This is a genomic window from Flavobacterium sp., from assembly GCF_043778725.1.
Lineage (GTDB): Bacteria > Bacteroidota > Bacteroidia > Flavobacteriales > Flavobacteriaceae > Flavobacterium.
In genome coordinates this window covers 1-15,601 of the sequence record NZ_JAYWFT010000043.1, presented here as the reverse complement: position 1 = coordinate 15,601, position 15,601 = coordinate 1, and the positions used below count along the sequence as shown (strand labels likewise).

The following is a 15,601-nucleotide window of genomic DNA, read 5'->3' as shown; positions in this document are numbered from 1 at the left end:
AAGCTGTTGAATACCATTTTAAATTAGTTCCTGTAGCAACTAAATTTGCCACTGTAGCTCCAGAACAAAAAGATTGATTAGACGATGTAGGAATTGCTGGTTTTGGATTAACTATAACATTTACAGCTGTTCTAGAACTTTCGCAAGTTCCAGTTGATTGCGATACATAATAAGTTTGGGTTTGCAAAACAGTATTAGACGCTAAAGCTGTAACCGAAGATGATGAAGAATACCATTTTAAATTAGATCCAGATGCAACTAAATTTGAAACAGTCGCACCTGAACAAAATGATTGGTTTGATGTTGCAATTGGCGCGGTTATAGTAGTTGTTGAGCTTGTAACTCTTAAAGTACAAGAGCCTGATGAAGTTCCGTTGTAATCACTAACCCCAACAATCAAATAAGCATACCCACTTACCTGAACCGAAACGGAAGATAGTAAATTACAAGAATCATCGTTTACAGCAATAACTGTACCAGTTGGATTATAGACTGTAAGTATGGTATCAAAAGTTCCTGATATGCAAGTATCAAAAGTTACCGACGAACAAAGACTTGCGTTTAAAAAGAATTTATAATATCTTATTGGACATCCACTTAAGGAAACACTAGCAGAAGATGCTATTGTAACTGGTGTATTAAACGAGCATTGAGCAATAGCTTGTCGACAAGAAAAAAGTAAAAGTAAAAGTAAAATTACATTACTAATTTTTTTAAAAAAAGTATTTTTTTTCATAATAATAAAGATTAAATATTTATAAGGTAAGGATTAAAAAAATATTAATAATTCTAAAATATTCCTAATTGGCAATATAAGAAACCCTCCAAAGAAATTTAAGAATTACAGTAGTAGTTTAAGCACTAGATACTAGTAAACTTGCTAATAAAACAAGTAAAAGAAGCATCTTAAAATAACTTTTAGGCATTTGTTTTTCCATTATTTTTAAATTAGTTAATAATTATGTTTTGTGTGTATGCAAATTTGAAATTAAAAATTGTGAATTCATATACGTAGAAACCCCTGTTTTTTAGTTGATTATTATTGAATTACAAAAAAATAAAAAAACTAATATTTAAGCATCCACCAATATTTTAACATATTTTTCATTGAATTATTAATTTAATTAGTAAATTTATATCATAAAATTTAATGAGTATGGATAAACATTTACACACCTATGAAACTTTACTCAAAATAGTTGAAGATCAAAAAAATGACATAGAAAATTTGACTAGACAGTTAAATGAAAAAAATAATGAAAAATTCATAAATTACATTGAAAATGCTCCAGATGGTGTTTTTGTTTTAGATGAAAAAGGAAACTATTTAGAAGTAAATCCGGCAGCATCAATAATTACAGGATATACTAAGGAAGAACTTTTGACAATGAAATATGGAGATTTGGCTTCGCCAGATTCCGTTCACGATTACCATACTCAATATAAAATACTATTAGAGAAAGGTAAATATAGAGGCGAATTTAAAGCACTTCACAAAAATGGAGAAGTAAGATGGCGCTTGGTAGATGCTATTGTTTTATCTGAAAATCGTATTTTAGGATTCGTTAAAGATATTACAGACAAGAAAAGTGCACTTGAGGCATTAGATAAAAAAAAGAGATTATTTCGCGCTTTATTAGAAAATAATGAAAGCGTAATTTCATTAATAGATGAAAATTTAAATGTCCTTTTTAGAAGTGCCGCCTCGTCAAAAATTACTGGTTGGACGCATGAAGAATACGAAAAAATTTCGGCAGTTGACTATGTTCATCCAGACAATGTAGAAACCATAAAAGAGGCATTGCAAAAAGCCATTGCTAATCCTAGTAGTCCAATACCTTTTTTAATCCAAATTAAGCATAAGAAAGGACACTATATTTGGATGGAAGGAATTATAAATAATATGTTAGACGACCCACAAATAAAGGGAATTGTAACTAATATGCGTGACGTTACCGAGAGTAAAAAAGCCAAAGAATTATTGAAAGATGAAAGAGACAAATTTGCAAAAATTGCACAAACATCTCCAGGTCTTATTTATTCTATGCGACAAAATAAAGATAAAACGCTATGTTATCCTTATGCAAGTAATGCTATTGAAGAAATTTATGGTTTTACTTTTAATGATATTGAAAATGATGCCAATAAAATTTTCGCTTTAATTCATCCTAAAGATATTGAATTTATTAAGCAAAGTATAGTAAATACAAAAACAAATCTTGTACCGTTAAAAGAACAATATCGTTACTTTCATCCTACTAAAGGCTTGGTGTGGCATGAAGTAAACTCTTTACCAGTAGTTGAATCTGAAGGAACTGTAATTTGTCACGGAATTGTAACCGATATTACAAATAGAATATTGTCTGACCAAAAAATAATTAAAGCAAATCGTTTGTATGCCTTTATCAGTCAAATAAATCAGATGATTGTTAGAACTACCGAAGAAGAGGTTTTATATAGAGAAGCGTGCAATATTGCTGTAGAATTTGGCAAATTTACAATGGCTTGGATTGGAATGATAAATCAAGAAACCCAAGAATTAGTTCCTGTAATGGTTGCAGGAGATAATAAAAATTACTTGCTTAAAGCTAAAAAAATCTTTAAAGAAAATTCCCATTACAGTTTTTTTGGACCAATTGGTAAAGCCATTCAAGATGGAAAATACATTGTTTGCAATGATATAGAAACTGATGTAATAATGCTTCCATTAAAAGAAGAAGCGTTAAAAAGAGGTTATCAAAGTATGATGTCGTTGCCTATAAAAAAGATGGATAAAGTAATAGGAACCTTTACCTTTTATGCTACAGAAAAGAACTTTTTTGATTCGGAAGAAATTCTTTTACTTGAAGAAGCAACAGGTGATGTTTCGTTTGCATTAGACATTTTAGAAAAAGAAAAATTAAGAGAAAAAGCGGTTGCAGCAGTTCTAGAAAGCGAGCAAAGATACCATACCATAACAGAATATTCTCCTGTTGGAATTTTTAATACTGATGCCAATGGCGCTACAACTTATGTAAACCCAATGTGGTGTCAAATTTCTGGTTTGTCCTTTAAAGAAGCATTAGGATTTAACTGGATTAAATCTGTTCATCCTGAGGATAGAGCTAATTTATTGGAAGAATGTAAACAACAAGCACAAAATAAAAAAGAAATTGTACTTACAGAGTATCGTTTTGTTAGACCAGATGGTTCTATAACTTGGGTTATGGGAAAAGCAATACCTCAAAAAAACACAAAAGATGAAGTTATTGGTTTTATTGGTTCTATAACCGAAATAACCGATCGTAAAAATGCCGAAGATGAATTTAAAAAAATTAATAAAAAACTAGAAAGTATTCTAGATGCTATTCCCGATTTATTGTTTGAAATTGGATCTGACACTATAATTTATAATTATCATTCAAGAAATGAAGATTTACTTTCTATTCCTGCTAAAGAATTTATTGGAAAAAGTTACTATGATGTACTGCCGCCAGATGCTGCCAATATTTGTAATTTTGCACTAAAAGAAGCCAAAGAAAAAGGAATATCTATAGGTCATCAATATTCTTTAGAACTCCCAAATGGTGTTTATTGGTTTGAGTTGTCTATCTCACCTATGAATCAAGTGAAAGGAAATAACGTTCATTTTATTTGTCTTTCTAGAGATATTACAGCCAACAAAAATTCGGAAATTGCGCTCAATAAAAGTGAAGAACGGTACCGAGGTTTACTCAATAATCTTGATGCCGGCGTAATTGTTCATGCAGCAAATACCTCTATAATTCTAAATAATCTAAAAGCACTAGAACTTCTAGGTCTTACAGAAAACGAAATAACTGGGCTAAAAGACACCAATCATACTTGGAATTTTCTAGACGAAAACAACAAATCATTACCTGTAGATAAATATCCAGTAAACATTATATCGCAAACTAGAAAAGCAATTAAGAATATTATTATTGGTGTTAAAAGAAAAAAAACTAATGATGTTGTATGGCTTTTAATTAATGGTTTTCCTGTTTATGATTTAAAAGATGAAATTAATGAAATGGTTATTAGTTTTATAGACATTACTGAACAAAAGGTAATGGAAATGGAACTAATAAAAGCTAAAGAAATGGCCGAATCTGCTAGTAAAGCCAAAACCGATTTCTTAGCCAATATGAGTCACGAAATAAGAACTCCTTTAAACGGAATTATTGGTTTTACACATTTATTGATGGAATCTAATTTAAAGAAAAATCAATCTCAATATATGAATACAATCAATGAATCTGCTACTTCATTGATGGATATTGTAAATGATATATTAGATTTTTCTAAAATAGAATCTGGAAAATTAGATTTAATTCTAGAGAATATTAGCTTAGACAAATTAACAAATCAAATTATAAATTTATTTAAATATCAAGCAGATACTAAAAAAATAGCATTGCTCTTAACTATTGATAAAAATGTTCCAAAAAATATCTATGTAGATTCTGTAAGAATAAAACAAATATTGGTAAACCTATTGAGCAATGCCATGAAATTTACAAATTCGGGACAAGTAGAGTTACACATAAGCGAATTATCAATTGATGAAAACGACTATTCTAGATTGAAATTTTCAATTAGAGATACAGGAATCGGAATAAAATTAGACAATAATAAAAAAATATTTAGTTCATTTGTTCAAGTTGATAACTCTACAAATAGAAAATTTGGTGGCACCGGTTTGGGACTAGCAATTACAAACAATCTATTGGGATTAATGAAAAGCAAACTAGAATTAAAAAGTAAACATGGTGAAGGAAGTGATTTTTACTTTGTGATAGACTTGAAAAAAGCAAAACAAAAAAGAACGATAAGTACTAAAAAAAATGATGAGATAATTATAAACCAAACTAGACCTCTTGATTCATTAAAAAATAAAAATATTTTAATTGTTGAAGATAATAAAATCAACACATTGCTGATAAAAACAATTTTAAAAAAAATGCTGCCAAATGTTCATTTATTTGAAGCCTGTGATGGTAATGAAGCTCTAGAATTTTATAAAAAAGAAAAAATAGATGCTATTTTAATGGATATTCAAATGCCAAATAAAAATGGATATGAGGCAACTATAGAAATTAGAAATCTAGAAAAAGGAGCTGTAATACCAATAATTGCTCTAACGGCAGGAATAATGGAAGGCGATAAAGGAAGATGCCTTGAATGTGGAATGAATGATTACTTACCCAAACCAATTATAAAATCTGACTTAGAGAAAACTTTATTAAAATGGTTAATATAAAAAAAACTCTGTGACTAAAAATTAAAACTGTCACAGAGTTATTTATTAAACCAAACTAACTAAAGCAAAAGTAATGTTCACAATTGAATGCTATCTAGGTACTTTTACGTGTTTTTAAATAAAAATTATTGAGCAACTAAACTGCCAGACTGAATCATTTTATCCGAACTAAAAACCTTATAATAATAAAATCCAGAAGAAAAATCACTCACCTCAACTTGAGTTTCTAATGCAGATAAAATAATATTCTTTACTTCTCTTCCAAAAACGTCGTACAAAACTAAGCTAGTATTTTCTAAATTTAATGCGTCATTCAAAACTACATTTATAAAATTATTAAAAGGATTTGGATAAAAAACTGCCATTTTAATCTCGGAATTGTAATTGTTTAATCCCATTGTTGCGCAACCTGGAGTCATTATTGATGTTATTGATGCTGTACTTAAAGCGCCATTAGTTGTCATTGCGCGTCCATTTAATTGAACACCCAATTTTAAATCTATTGCACCATTATTGCAAATTATGGTTCCTTTAAACTCAGAATAATCATTTATTAAAACAGCGCCATCTACTTTCCAAAAAACATTTTTAGCTTGTGTACCATTTACTAAAAAAACTTTAGAATAAGTACTCGTAGAAAGTGCTCCGTTTATTTGAATCACAAAAACAGCATCGGGATTATTTTGAGCATTTAAATATAGATTCCCAGTAAGATTTGTTGCTGCATTTAGTAAATAAGTGTGAGGTGTAAGCACCAAATCGTTTCCAAACTGCGCTGGATATAACAATTCTATATCAAATGGTATTGTATTACAATAATTGTAAGCTACCAATAAATCAGCAGCAGCAGCAGCAGTTGAAGTATCTGGAATAGGATGAATAAATCCATTAACATTTAAAACATTAAAACCAGTAGTCAAGCCTACATTAGTACCTATATCGCCAGTTGCTGTTGTAATTCCGGCATTAGTTACCGATCCGTTAGAAGAAAATAAAGTATAACAAACAGCACTATTTAAATAGGGCGCAATTGGTCCGTTTAAAACAGGACTTGCACATCCAATAGGTTTTACAGATGAAATTCCGCTTACAGAAATAGCCCCAGATGTAGACAATGCTCTTCCTTCTAGATTAACGCCTGTATTCATAATTATTGCCGAATTGTTAGCCACAACTGTTCCTTTCATAATGGTTCCAGTTGCCATATTTACCATTCCTTCAATTTTCCAGAAAACATTACAAGCTTGTGCACCATTTACCAACTTTACCTCGGAGAAAGCTGTTGTAGAAAAAGCACCTTGAACTTGAAATATAAAAACCGCATTAGGATTATTTTGCGCATCCAGTGTCAAATCTAGATTTAAAGAACTAACGCTTGGCAAAGAATATATTCCAGGAGTTACTATTTGCCCATTTCCTAATTGTGGAGCAATAAAATAATTAGGAATAGCACTATTTAATTGATTGTAAGCTAAGTTCAAGTCGGCAGTTGCTTGTGCACTTATTAAATTACTATCATTCATTACACCATCAACATTTCCAAATCCGGTACTAGAGCCACTATTGGAACCTACATGACCTGTTAAATGTGATGTTCCTGTATTGGTAATAGCTCCAACCGATGTAAAAAGAACAAAATTAGCACTTGTACCAAGATTGGGTGCTTGCGCAAAATTGTTTATTGAGAAAAGCATTAAAAGTGCTATTACAAATTGTACTTGTTTTTTCATGATATGGGACTTTATTTAGTAAATTAATTCTTACCTCGCAAAGTTCCAAAATAAAGGTTTTAAATAATTACATAAAAGTTGTTATGATTTACATTTTTTTTGCTTTTGGAAGTTTACAATAAAAAAAAAGATGTCCAATTACTTGAACATCTTTACTTCTATTTGTTTACAAAAATTAAGCTTTCTTTTCTTCAGCTTTTTTATCTGCACAACATCCACCTTTTTTTTCTTTACCACAAGATTTTTCAGTTTTAGCTTTTTTCTTCTTCTGAGCTGGTTCTTGAGCATTAACATTCATTGAAAATAAGAAAGCAACTACTGCTAACATTGAAACTACTTTTTTCATTTTTTTATTGTTTTATTTATTAATTTCCAGTTTATAAGTCAAATATATAAAAAAAGTAAATTAACCTTCTTAAATTTAACATAATTATATTTTTGTCTTTTATTATTTTATAAAAAAATTATTTGATACTAGATTTTGCTACTATTGTTGCAATTATATCTTGCTTAGAAAGAACACCAGATTGACGCCACAATTGTTTTCCTGATTGAAAAAACATCATTGTAGGAACGCCTCGTACTTGATATTGTGCTGCAAGTTCTTGATTTTTATCGACATCTACTTTTATAATAGAAAGACTATCAGCAAAATTGTCTTTAACTTCTTTTAAAATTGGAGAAAGCATTTTGCATGGTCCACACCAAGTAGCATAAAAATCAATTAAAACTGGTGTATCAGAATTTATTAAATCTTGAAATTTAGTATTCATAATTACTTTTTTTTATCATCATTAACTGCACAACCAATTGCACCGCATCCTAAATTGAATAGTGCTTGTGTCAAGAAAAAAAAACCAAACACTATAAAAAACCATTGGCGTGTTTCATAGGCATTATAAAATAAAAAAAATGCTATGGCTACTCTTAAATAGCGCATAAAATGCCAATTGGTAAAAAATAATTGTTTCATTTTTCTATTTCAAAGTAGATGGACAAACGTAATTTGTTGTTTTAATACTTGTGCTTTTTATTGCCGAAAACCCACCCAAAACATTAATTACATTATGATAACCACGTGATTTTAAAATAGAAGCAGCAATCATAGAACGATAACCACCAGCACAATGCAAGTAGAAATTGTCTTCTTTTGGAAATTCTGCCAAGTGCTCATTTAAAAAATCTAAAGGAGTTGACGGAACATCCAAAATATGTTCTGCAGTATATTCTCCTGGTTTTCTAACGTCAAAAATAGCAATGTTTTCATTCATTCTATCTTCCATAACTTGAGCCGTAACCGACGTTACAGTATCATATTCCAATCCGGCATTTATCCAAGAATGAAAACCTCCTTTTAAATATCCAAGTGTTGCATCATACCCTACTCTAGCTAGTCTTTTTATAGTTTCTTCTTCTCTTTCTTCTGGAGTTACAAGAAGAATTGATTGCTTGTTGTCTTCAATTAAGGCACCAACCCAAGGAGCAAATTGTCCATCAATTCCAATAAAAATTGATTTAGGAATGTGACCTTTTTCAAAATCATCGTAATGGCGAACATCTAATATCAATGCGTTTGTTTCGTTGGCTACCAATTCAAATGTTTTAGCATCAAATGCTTTAGCATCATTAATTATATCTTCAACGTTGCCATAACCTTCTTTATTTAGCCTAACATTCATCGGAAAATAAGCTGGTGGAGGCATTAAACCATCGGTAACTTCGGCAATAAATTCTTCTTTGGTCATGTCGGCACGAAGCGCATAGTTGGTAGCTTTTTGATCGCCAATACTTCCTACAGTTTCTTTGCTTAAATTTTTTCCGCAAGCACTTCCTGCACCATGCGCTGGATAAACAATTACAGCATCTGGAAGTGTCATTACTTTTTCTCGCAAACTGTCAAATAATATTCCTGCTAATTGCTCTTGTGTCATTTCTACCGCTTTTTGAGCCAAGTCTGGACGACCTACATCGCCAAGAAATAAAGTATCACCGCTAAACAATGCATATTCTTTACCGTCTTTATCTTTTAATAAATAACAGGAACTTTCCATAGTATGTCCTGGTGTATGAAGACATGTAATTGTAATTTCACCTAGTTTAAAAACCTCGCCATCTTTAGCAATATGCGCTTTAAAACTCGGATTAGCATTGGGTCCAAAAACTATTGGAGCACCAGTTTTTTCTGCCAAGGTAACATGTCCCGAAACAAAATCGGCGTGAAAATGGGTTTCAAAAATATATTTTATTTCGCCCTCATTTTCATTAGCTCTATCAATATAAGGTTGAACTTCTCTTAAAGGATCTATGATAGCAACTTCTCCGTTACTTTCAATATAATAAGCTCCTTGAGCTAAACATCCTGTATATATTTGTTGTATGTTCATTTAATATCATTTTAAAGTGTAAAATTAATTTATTTGATACTATTTATAAGTATCAAAGGATACATTAACATAAATTTTAAGATAAAAAAAGTTCTTTTATGATAATATAAATTCCCATGGCTAGAACAAACCAACCAAAACCAGTTTTGAGTTTTTCTGAATCAATTTTTTTAGATAGATAACTTCCTATAAAAATACCAAAAATTGAACATGAAGTAAAAATAAGCATCAAGTTCCAATCTATATTTTGATCGGGACGTATGTCACCCACAAATCCTAATATTGATTGTGCTGAAACTATAAAAAGGGATGTTCCAACGGCCATTTTCATGGGTGTTTTGGCCAAGAACAATAAGGCAGGAATAATAAGAAATCCACCACCAGCACCAACAAAACCAGCTACAAATCCAATAAAAATACCTTGTAAAAGGATTGCAATTAAATTGAGCTTATCATCATCATTTATAATTTTATATTCTAGCGGTTTAATCATTCGCACAGAAGCAACAATCATCACTAAGGCAAAAACAAGCATTATCAACACCGATTTGTGAAAAACAAAATTATTAAAAGTAAATATGGTATTAGGAATGGCAGGAACAATAAATTTACGTGTAATAAATACAGCTGTCAAAGTAGGAATTCCAAATAAAACAACTTTTTTAAAATCGACCAATTTTTGTTTTGCCTTTTCAAATCCTCCTACCAAAGCTGTTATTCCTACAATAAATAATGAATAAGCAGTAGCCAAAATGGGTTCAATTCCAAAAACAAAAACAAGAATAGGAACCGATAATATAGAGCCACCACTACCTATCAATCCCAATGTAATTCCTACGAAAACTGCTAATATGTATCCAATAATTTGGTTGACTTCCATTTACTATTTTTTGGTACTACAAAAGTGTGCTTTTAAAACGTGACTAAATGCAACTTAAGTTACTTAATATTTAATAATTCTATTGATGCTCGATGCAATCTAATTTTACCTTCATTTTCTAAAACTTTCAATAATCTTGAAATTACAACTCTTGAAGTATGCAAATTGTATGCTATTTCTTGATGGGTATTTTGAATATGCTTTGTTTTATTTATTAAAGATTTATCCGAAAGATAGTTTAATAACCGTTCATCCATGTTCATAAAAGCCAAGCTATCAATGGCATTTAGCATTTCCTTAAGACGATTATTATAACTATTGAATACATAATTGCGCCAAGTTTTGTATTTGCCAAGCCAATCTTCCATCTTATTAATAGGAAGCATCACTAGCTGACCGTTTGTTTCGGCAACTGCTCTAATTTCGCTTTTGGTTTCGCCCATACAGCAAGCCATTGTCATAGCGCAAGTATCACCTTTTTCTATAAAATACAATAACAATTCTCCTTCTTCAAAATCTTCTCTTAAAATTTTAATAGCACCATTAATAAGAAGTGGCATTTTTTTTATATAATCACCAAAATCAATTAGAACATCTCCTTCAATAAAATTTCGAATTGTTGCTACTTGAGCTATTTCTTCAATTAATTTTTCTTCAAAAACATAGCCATAGGTTTCTTTTAATGTATCTATCATTTTTCACTATTTAAAACACTTTCATACCGTTCAACCCACTGTTCTACACTAACTTTAGTGAGTAACTCACCAATTAATTTATAGGGAATGTCGTCTAGTTTTTTAAATCTAACGCAGCTTTTTCCCATATCTAATTTAGATTTACAATGTTTTGGATATTCTTCAACAAACCAATCGTATAACTTTTTATCACTATAAATCATCATGTGGTATAAATTGATAGAATTCTTTTGCGAAGCTATATTAAAAAATGGCAAAGGCAATTGTGGTGAACAATGGTAACCATTTGGATAAATTTCGTGCGGTACAACATAGCCCAGCATTCCGTAAGACATTACTTCTTTAAAGCCACTAGGCAAATTTTCTACAGAAACTTTTCGAAGTTGCTCCATCACAACTTTTCTATCTTGGGGCAATTCAGACAAATATTCCTCGGGTGACAACGCTTTTGATTGCATAATATGACTTGCTTGTGTAACTTATTTTAAATTTAACAACTAAATTAGATGTAAACAAAAGTAGTAATAAAAAAATTTAATAGCTTTACAACATTAAATTATAAGCCCATTTTATGTCGCACAAAAATATAGTACGCAAAGATAAAACTTGTTTAAACTGCAATTATGTTGTAGCCGATCGTTATTGTCCTAATTGTGGTCAAGAAAACACAGATACTAGAAAAACATTTTTTCATCTATTTGTTCATTTTTTTGAAGATTTAACCCATTATGAAAATGCATTTTGGAAAACAATAAAAAATTTGTTACTAAAACCTGCTTCTTTAACTAAAGAATATTTATCTGGAAAAAGACTTTCTTACTTGGCTCCAGTTAGGCTATATATTTTTATAAGTTTTGTTACATTTCTTTTAATTGCTCTTTTTCCGAATGAAAAAAAATCTGATTTTATAAAAATTAAAGATAATACAGATAAAAAAGAAAAAAGTGGTTTTTACAGTTATGATGAAAAGCTAAAAAAAGATGAAGTGAAAGATTCTATAACATTAGATTCTATACAAAAAGCAAAACCCAGTAAAGAAGAATTAAAAATTGAAGAACTAAAAACCAAAGGAATTCTTAAACCAGTTGAAGCCGACTCTTTAAAGAAATTTATACAACAAGCACAAAAAGCTAATTATTCTGAAAAAAACAACTCTCTATTTAGCACTAGTTACAACTCTATTGCGCAAATGGATTCTATAAGAAAAATAAAGCCCGATGAAATTAGTGAAATTGAATATTGGTTGGCTAAAAAAACCATTCCATTAAATAAAAAATATTCAAACAAAGAACTTTGGGAAAAATTTGGTGAAGCAGCAAAGCATAATTTTCCGAAAACATTATTTATTTACATGCCCTTATTTGCATTTGTCCTATGGCTATTTCACAACAAAAAAAGATGGTATTACTTTGATCACGGTATCTTTACATTGCATTATTTTTCTTTTTTATTGTTGATAGTTTTAATATTATTTATGGTAAATAAAGTACTATCATACTTTGACGATTTTACGATAGCTTCAATAATAAAAGTTATAGTAAATCTTATAGGATATGTTTGGATGTTCTATTATTTCTTTCCTGCGCACCATCGTTTTTATGGTGAAAGTAGAACAATTTCATTCATTAAAAGTACCGGAATGCTCTTTATAAATATTATATTAATGGCAATTGTTTTATTGCTTTTTGTTATTTACACCTTCATAAACATACATTAAAAATGAAAAAAATAATTATTTTTGGTTGTGCAGCTTTAATAATCACTAGCTGTTCTAGCTCACAAAACGCGACTTCTACATCATCTAACAAAACAATTCTTGATGTTCAAAGCTATATAAATTCTATAACTCCAAGCGAACTAAAAACTCATCTTACCATTGTTGCATCAGACGAAATGGAAGGAAGAGATACTGGAAGTCCAGGTCAGAAAAAAGCCGGAAATTATCTAATTGAACAGTACAAAAAGAACGGAATTCCGTTTCCAAAAGGAGCAACAGATTATTATCAAAAAGTACCTGCAGCATTTTTAAACGCACAATATAACGAAAATTTACCCGATTCAGAAAACATCTGGGCATTTATTGAAGGTTCAGAAAAACCAGAAGAAATTGTTGTTGTATCGGCGCACTACGACCATGTAGGAATTAAAAAAGGTGAAGTTTATAATGGTGCCGACGATGATGGATCAGGAACTGTTGCCCTACTAGAAATTGCACAAGCGTTTCAAAAAGCCAAAAAAGAAGGTCATGGTCCAAAACGATCTATATTAATTCTTCACGTTACTGGAGAAGAACACGGATTGCATGGTTCAAGATTTTATTCAGAAAATCCTCTGTTTCCAATTGCCAATACTGTTGCCGATGTTAATATTGACATGATTGGCCGTCGTGATGAACTTCACAAAGACAGTAATAACTATGTTTATGTAATTGGTTCCGATTATCTTTCTACTGATTTGTACAACATTTGTGAGGCTATGAATACCAAATATACACACCTTAATTTAGATTATAAATTCAACGATAGAAACGATAAAAATAGATTTTATTACCGTTCCGATCATTATAATTTTGCTAAAAACGGAATTCCATCAGTATTCCTTTTCAATGGTGTCCATGCCGATTATCACAAAGCAACGGATGAAGTTGATAAAATTGAATTTGATGCTTTAACCAAAAGAACTCAATATGCTTTTACAATTGCTTGGGAACTTGCCAATAGAGAAGCAAGAATTGTAGTTGATAAAGATGGTAAATAAAAAATTATAAAAATAAAAAAATAGCGGTTTTCAATGAAAATCGCTATTTTTTATTTTAAAACTTAGCCTTATACTCTTTCAACAAATTTTCTGAAAAAAATAAAGACGAATACGATTCATTTGCTTTCTGATTACTTTTTTCAAAATCAGCTAATTTATCGAGATAATTTCAATTGTTCTATAGTTAATAAATTCCTATAATCTTCTTCTTGCCTAATTAATGTTTTAATGTACAAAGCCGTGTCACGTTCGTCTTCTGAAACATTCATTTTTTTGTAAATTATTAGTAATTCTTTATATTGAGAAATAAATAATTCCTTAAAAATTGGATTTTGCTCTTCAGTGTAATTGACAATTCCAAAAGTAATCTTTCCTTTTGTTTGCCAAAAAGCAGTTTCTCCTTGCTCACCCATTTTTACAAAATTTTGCATTACTGCTACTTTCAATTTGATAGATTTTTCAAATTGAGCTTGAACCAATATGGGAACCAAAAATAAAAATAACAACTTTTTCATCAATCAAAAATAGTGAAAACAAAATTAATAATAAATTAAAATTGACAACGCTTTACTAAAAATTAGCAAAAATGAAAACAATTTACTTAATTTGAAAACTATTAACAAACCAAATTTAATGAAAAACATAACTATTCATGACATAAATGCAATTCTTAATGGCGTTATCGTTGGCAATACAACCTACTCAATTACTGCACCAGAACAACTAGAAATGGCAACCGAAACAGAAATATCCTTTATTGGTAACAGAAAATACGAAAAATTGTGGGAAGCATCTAAAGCTTGTGCAGCAATTGTAAACGAAGATATATCAATAGAACCAGGCGAAAATAGGGTTTTTATAAAAGTAAAAAATGCCGACTTGGCAATGTCGCAAGTATTACAAATGTTTGCACCCGAACCTCCACAATTTAGCCATGAAATTCATCCAACTGCTGTTGTTGATACTTCCGCAAAAATTGGTGCAGGAACTAGAATTGGCGCAGGATGCTACGTTGGCCCAAATGTAATTTTAGCCGAAAATGTAACCTTATATCCAAATGTGACCATTTTAGACGAATGTTCTATTGGTAAAAATACAATAATCTGGTCTGGAGCAGTAGTTCGTGAGCGATGTCATATAGGTGCATTTTGTATTTTACATCCCAACTGTACTATTGGAGCAGATGGTTTTGGTTTTAGACCATGTCCCGAAAGAGGATTGGCTAAAATTCCACAAATAGGAAATGTGATTATTGGAAATAATGTAGAAATTGGAGCAAACTCTACTGTTGATAGAGGAAAATTTAGTTCTACGGTACTTGGTGATGGTTGCAAAATCGATAATCTGGTTCAAATTGGACACAACAGTAAGTTGGGCAAATTCTGTATTATGGCAGGAAACAGCGGACTTGCTGGTTCTGTAACCCTAGGAAACGGAGTTATTATTGGCGGAAGCGCATCGATAAAAGATCATTTAACACTTGGCGATGGCGTTATTATTGGTGCAGGTTCTGGAGTTGCTGCAGATGTAGCACCAGGAAAAACAATGCTTGGTTATCCAGCGGTTGAAGCCAGAACAGCACTAAAACAATGGGCAATTCTAAAAAGAATGGCTACCGAATAATAGATTTACCAAACTTTATATAACAAAAAAAGCCTTGAATTTCTTCAAGGCTTTTTAATTAAGGGTGGATGACCGGGTTCGAACCGGCGACTTCCGGCACCACAAACCAGCGCTCTAACCAGCTGAGCTACAACCACCATCTTACGGATGCAAATATAAGATGTTTTTTTTATTGTACAAACAAAAAAATAAAAAAATTACCTTAAATCGCCTAAACTATTGACTGCCAAAGGTCTTTCTACTGTAAATCCTTCCGCATAATCTACGTCTAC

The 15,601-nt window shown here is 30.7% G+C and carries 14 protein-coding genes and 1 tRNA gene; 4 read left to right on the top strand and 11 right to left on the bottom strand.

The features are described from left to right. A partial coding sequence (locus ACH2CG_RS03860; RefSeq protein WP_395062377.1) for a hypothetical protein occupies positions 1 to 736 on the bottom strand: 736 nt, incomplete at its 3' end. Between the two features lie 420 nt (positions 737 to 1,156). Between ACH2CG_RS03860 and ACH2CG_RS03855 the strand changes: the two genes are divergently transcribed. Then, a complete protein-coding gene (locus tag ACH2CG_RS03855) occupies positions 1,157 to 5,260 on the top strand; it encodes a PAS domain S-box protein (RefSeq protein ID WP_395062375.1) in 4,104 nt (1,367 codons plus the stop codon). A gap of 125 nt (positions 5,261 to 5,385) precedes the next feature. Here ACH2CG_RS03855 and ACH2CG_RS03850 read toward each other — a convergent pair whose 3' ends face one another. From ACH2CG_RS03850 to ACH2CG_RS03815, 8 genes are all read right to left on the bottom strand, one after another. Then, positions 5,386 to 6,990, bottom strand: a complete 1,605-nt coding sequence (locus ACH2CG_RS03850) for an ice-binding family protein (RefSeq protein WP_395062374.1) — start codon at positions 6,988 to 6,990, stop codon at positions 5,386 to 5,388. A 175-nt stretch (positions 6,991 to 7,165) separates the two neighbouring features. Next, positions 7,166 to 7,336 carry a hypothetical protein gene (locus ACH2CG_RS03845; protein WP_395062373.1) on the bottom strand — a complete coding sequence of 57 codons (171 nt, stop codon included), beginning with the start codon at positions 7,334 to 7,336 and terminating at the stop codon, positions 7,166 to 7,168. Positions 7,337 to 7,454: 118 nt separating this feature from the next. Further along, complete coding sequence (gene trxA, locus ACH2CG_RS03840) at positions 7,455 to 7,763, bottom strand: thioredoxin (RefSeq protein WP_395062371.1); 309 nt, start codon at positions 7,761 to 7,763, stop codon at positions 7,455 to 7,457. Positions 7,764 to 7,765: 2 nt separating this feature from the next. Continuing rightward, entirely contained in the window at positions 7,766 to 7,963 is a 198-nt protein-coding gene (locus ACH2CG_RS03835) for a hypothetical protein (protein WP_395062369.1), read from the bottom strand. Positions 7,964 to 7,967: 4 nt separating this feature from the next. After that, positions 7,968 to 9,374 carry a rhodanese-like domain-containing protein gene (locus tag ACH2CG_RS03830; protein ID WP_395062367.1) on the bottom strand — a complete coding sequence of 469 codons (1,407 nt, stop codon included), beginning with the start codon at positions 9,372 to 9,374 and terminating at the stop codon, positions 7,968 to 7,970. Positions 9,375 to 9,450: 76 nt separating this feature from the next. Then, positions 9,451 to 10,254, bottom strand: coding sequence for a sulfite exporter TauE/SafE family protein (locus ACH2CG_RS03825; protein ID WP_395062365.1), 804 nt, complete (start codon positions 10,252 to 10,254; stop codon positions 9,451 to 9,453). Positions 10,255 to 10,313: 59 nt separating this feature from the next. Then, entirely contained in the window at positions 10,314 to 10,949 is a 636-nt protein-coding gene (locus ACH2CG_RS03820; protein WP_395062363.1) for a Crp/Fnr family transcriptional regulator, read from the bottom strand. Beyond that, positions 10,946 to 11,407, bottom strand: coding sequence for a DUF1801 domain-containing protein (locus ACH2CG_RS03815; RefSeq protein WP_395062361.1), 462 nt, complete (start codon positions 11,405 to 11,407; stop codon positions 10,946 to 10,948). Before ACH2CG_RS03815 ends, ACH2CG_RS03820 begins: the two co-directional genes overlap by 4 nt. 113 nt (positions 11,408 to 11,520) lie before the next feature. On the opposite strand from ACH2CG_RS03815, the gene ACH2CG_RS03810 reads away from it, so the two are divergent. Then, positions 11,521 to 12,666 carry a DUF3667 domain-containing protein gene (locus ACH2CG_RS03810; protein WP_395062359.1) on the top strand — a complete coding sequence of 382 codons (1,146 nt, stop codon included), beginning with the start codon at positions 11,521 to 11,523 and terminating at the stop codon, positions 12,664 to 12,666. A 2-nt stretch (positions 12,667 to 12,668) separates the two neighbouring features. Beyond that, positions 12,669 to 13,706 (top strand): M28 family metallopeptidase, encoded by a 1,038-nt coding sequence (locus ACH2CG_RS03805; RefSeq protein ID WP_395062357.1) that lies wholly within the window; start codon positions 12,669 to 12,671, stop codon positions 13,704 to 13,706. Between the two features lie 155 nt (positions 13,707 to 13,861). On the opposite strand, the gene ACH2CG_RS03800 is transcribed toward ACH2CG_RS03805, so the two are convergent. Continuing rightward, positions 13,862 to 14,152 carry a hypothetical protein gene (locus ACH2CG_RS03800; RefSeq protein WP_395062355.1) on the bottom strand — a complete coding sequence of 97 codons (291 nt, stop codon included), beginning with the start codon at positions 14,150 to 14,152 and terminating at the stop codon, positions 13,862 to 13,864. A 187-nt stretch (positions 14,153 to 14,339) separates the two neighbouring features. On the opposite strand from ACH2CG_RS03800, the gene lpxD reads away from it, so the two are divergent. Next, positions 14,340 to 15,329, top strand: coding sequence for a UDP-3-O-(3-hydroxymyristoyl)glucosamine N-acyltransferase (gene lpxD, locus ACH2CG_RS03795; protein WP_395062353.1), 990 nt, complete (start codon positions 14,340 to 14,342; stop codon positions 15,327 to 15,329). A gap of 63 nt (positions 15,330 to 15,392) precedes the next feature. On the opposite strand, the gene ACH2CG_RS03790 is transcribed toward lpxD, so the two are convergent. Next, positions 15,393 to 15,466: transfer RNA gene (locus tag ACH2CG_RS03790), tRNA-His, on the bottom strand. Between the last annotated feature and the right edge of the window lie 135 nt (positions 15,467 to 15,601).

What these genes read in the sequence shown, in the direction of transcription:
- ACH2CG_RS03855 (WP_395062375.1), top strand. Translation starts at nt 1,157, where the DNA reads ATGGATAAACATTTACACACCTATGAAACTTTACTCAAAATAGTTGAA.
- ACH2CG_RS03850 (WP_395062374.1), bottom strand. Translation starts at nt 6,990, where the DNA reads ATGAAAAAACAAGTACAATTTGTAATAGCACTTTTAATGCTTTTCTCA.
- ACH2CG_RS03845 (WP_395062373.1), bottom strand. Translation starts at nt 7,336, where the DNA reads ATGAAAAAAGTAGTTTCAATGTTAGCAGTAGTTGCTTTCTTATTTTCA.
- trxA (WP_395062371.1), bottom strand. Translation starts at nt 7,763, where the DNA reads ATGAATACTAAATTTCAAGATTTAATAAATTCTGATACACCAGTTTTA.
- ACH2CG_RS03835 (WP_395062369.1), bottom strand. Translation starts at nt 7,963, where the DNA reads ATGAAACAATTATTTTTTACCAATTGGCATTTTATGCGCTATTTAAGA.
- ACH2CG_RS03830 (WP_395062367.1), bottom strand. Translation starts at nt 9,374, where the DNA reads ATGAACATACAACAAATATATACAGGATGTTTAGCTCAAGGAGCTTAT.
- ACH2CG_RS03825 (WP_395062365.1), bottom strand. Translation starts at nt 10,254, where the DNA reads ATGGAAGTCAACCAAATTATTGGATACATATTAGCAGTTTTCGTAGGA.
- ACH2CG_RS03820 (WP_395062363.1), bottom strand. Translation starts at nt 10,949, where the DNA reads ATGATAGATACATTAAAAGAAACCTATGGCTATGTTTTTGAAGAAAAA.
- ACH2CG_RS03815 (WP_395062361.1), bottom strand. Translation starts at nt 11,407, where the DNA reads ATGCAATCAAAAGCGTTGTCACCCGAGGAATATTTGTCTGAATTGCCC.
- ACH2CG_RS03810 (WP_395062359.1), top strand. Translation starts at nt 11,521, where the DNA reads ATGTCGCACAAAAATATAGTACGCAAAGATAAAACTTGTTTAAACTGC.
- ACH2CG_RS03805 (WP_395062357.1), top strand. Translation starts at nt 12,669, where the DNA reads ATGAAAAAAATAATTATTTTTGGTTGTGCAGCTTTAATAATCACTAGC.
- lpxD (WP_395062353.1), top strand. Translation starts at nt 14,340, where the DNA reads ATGAAAAACATAACTATTCATGACATAAATGCAATTCTTAATGGCGTT.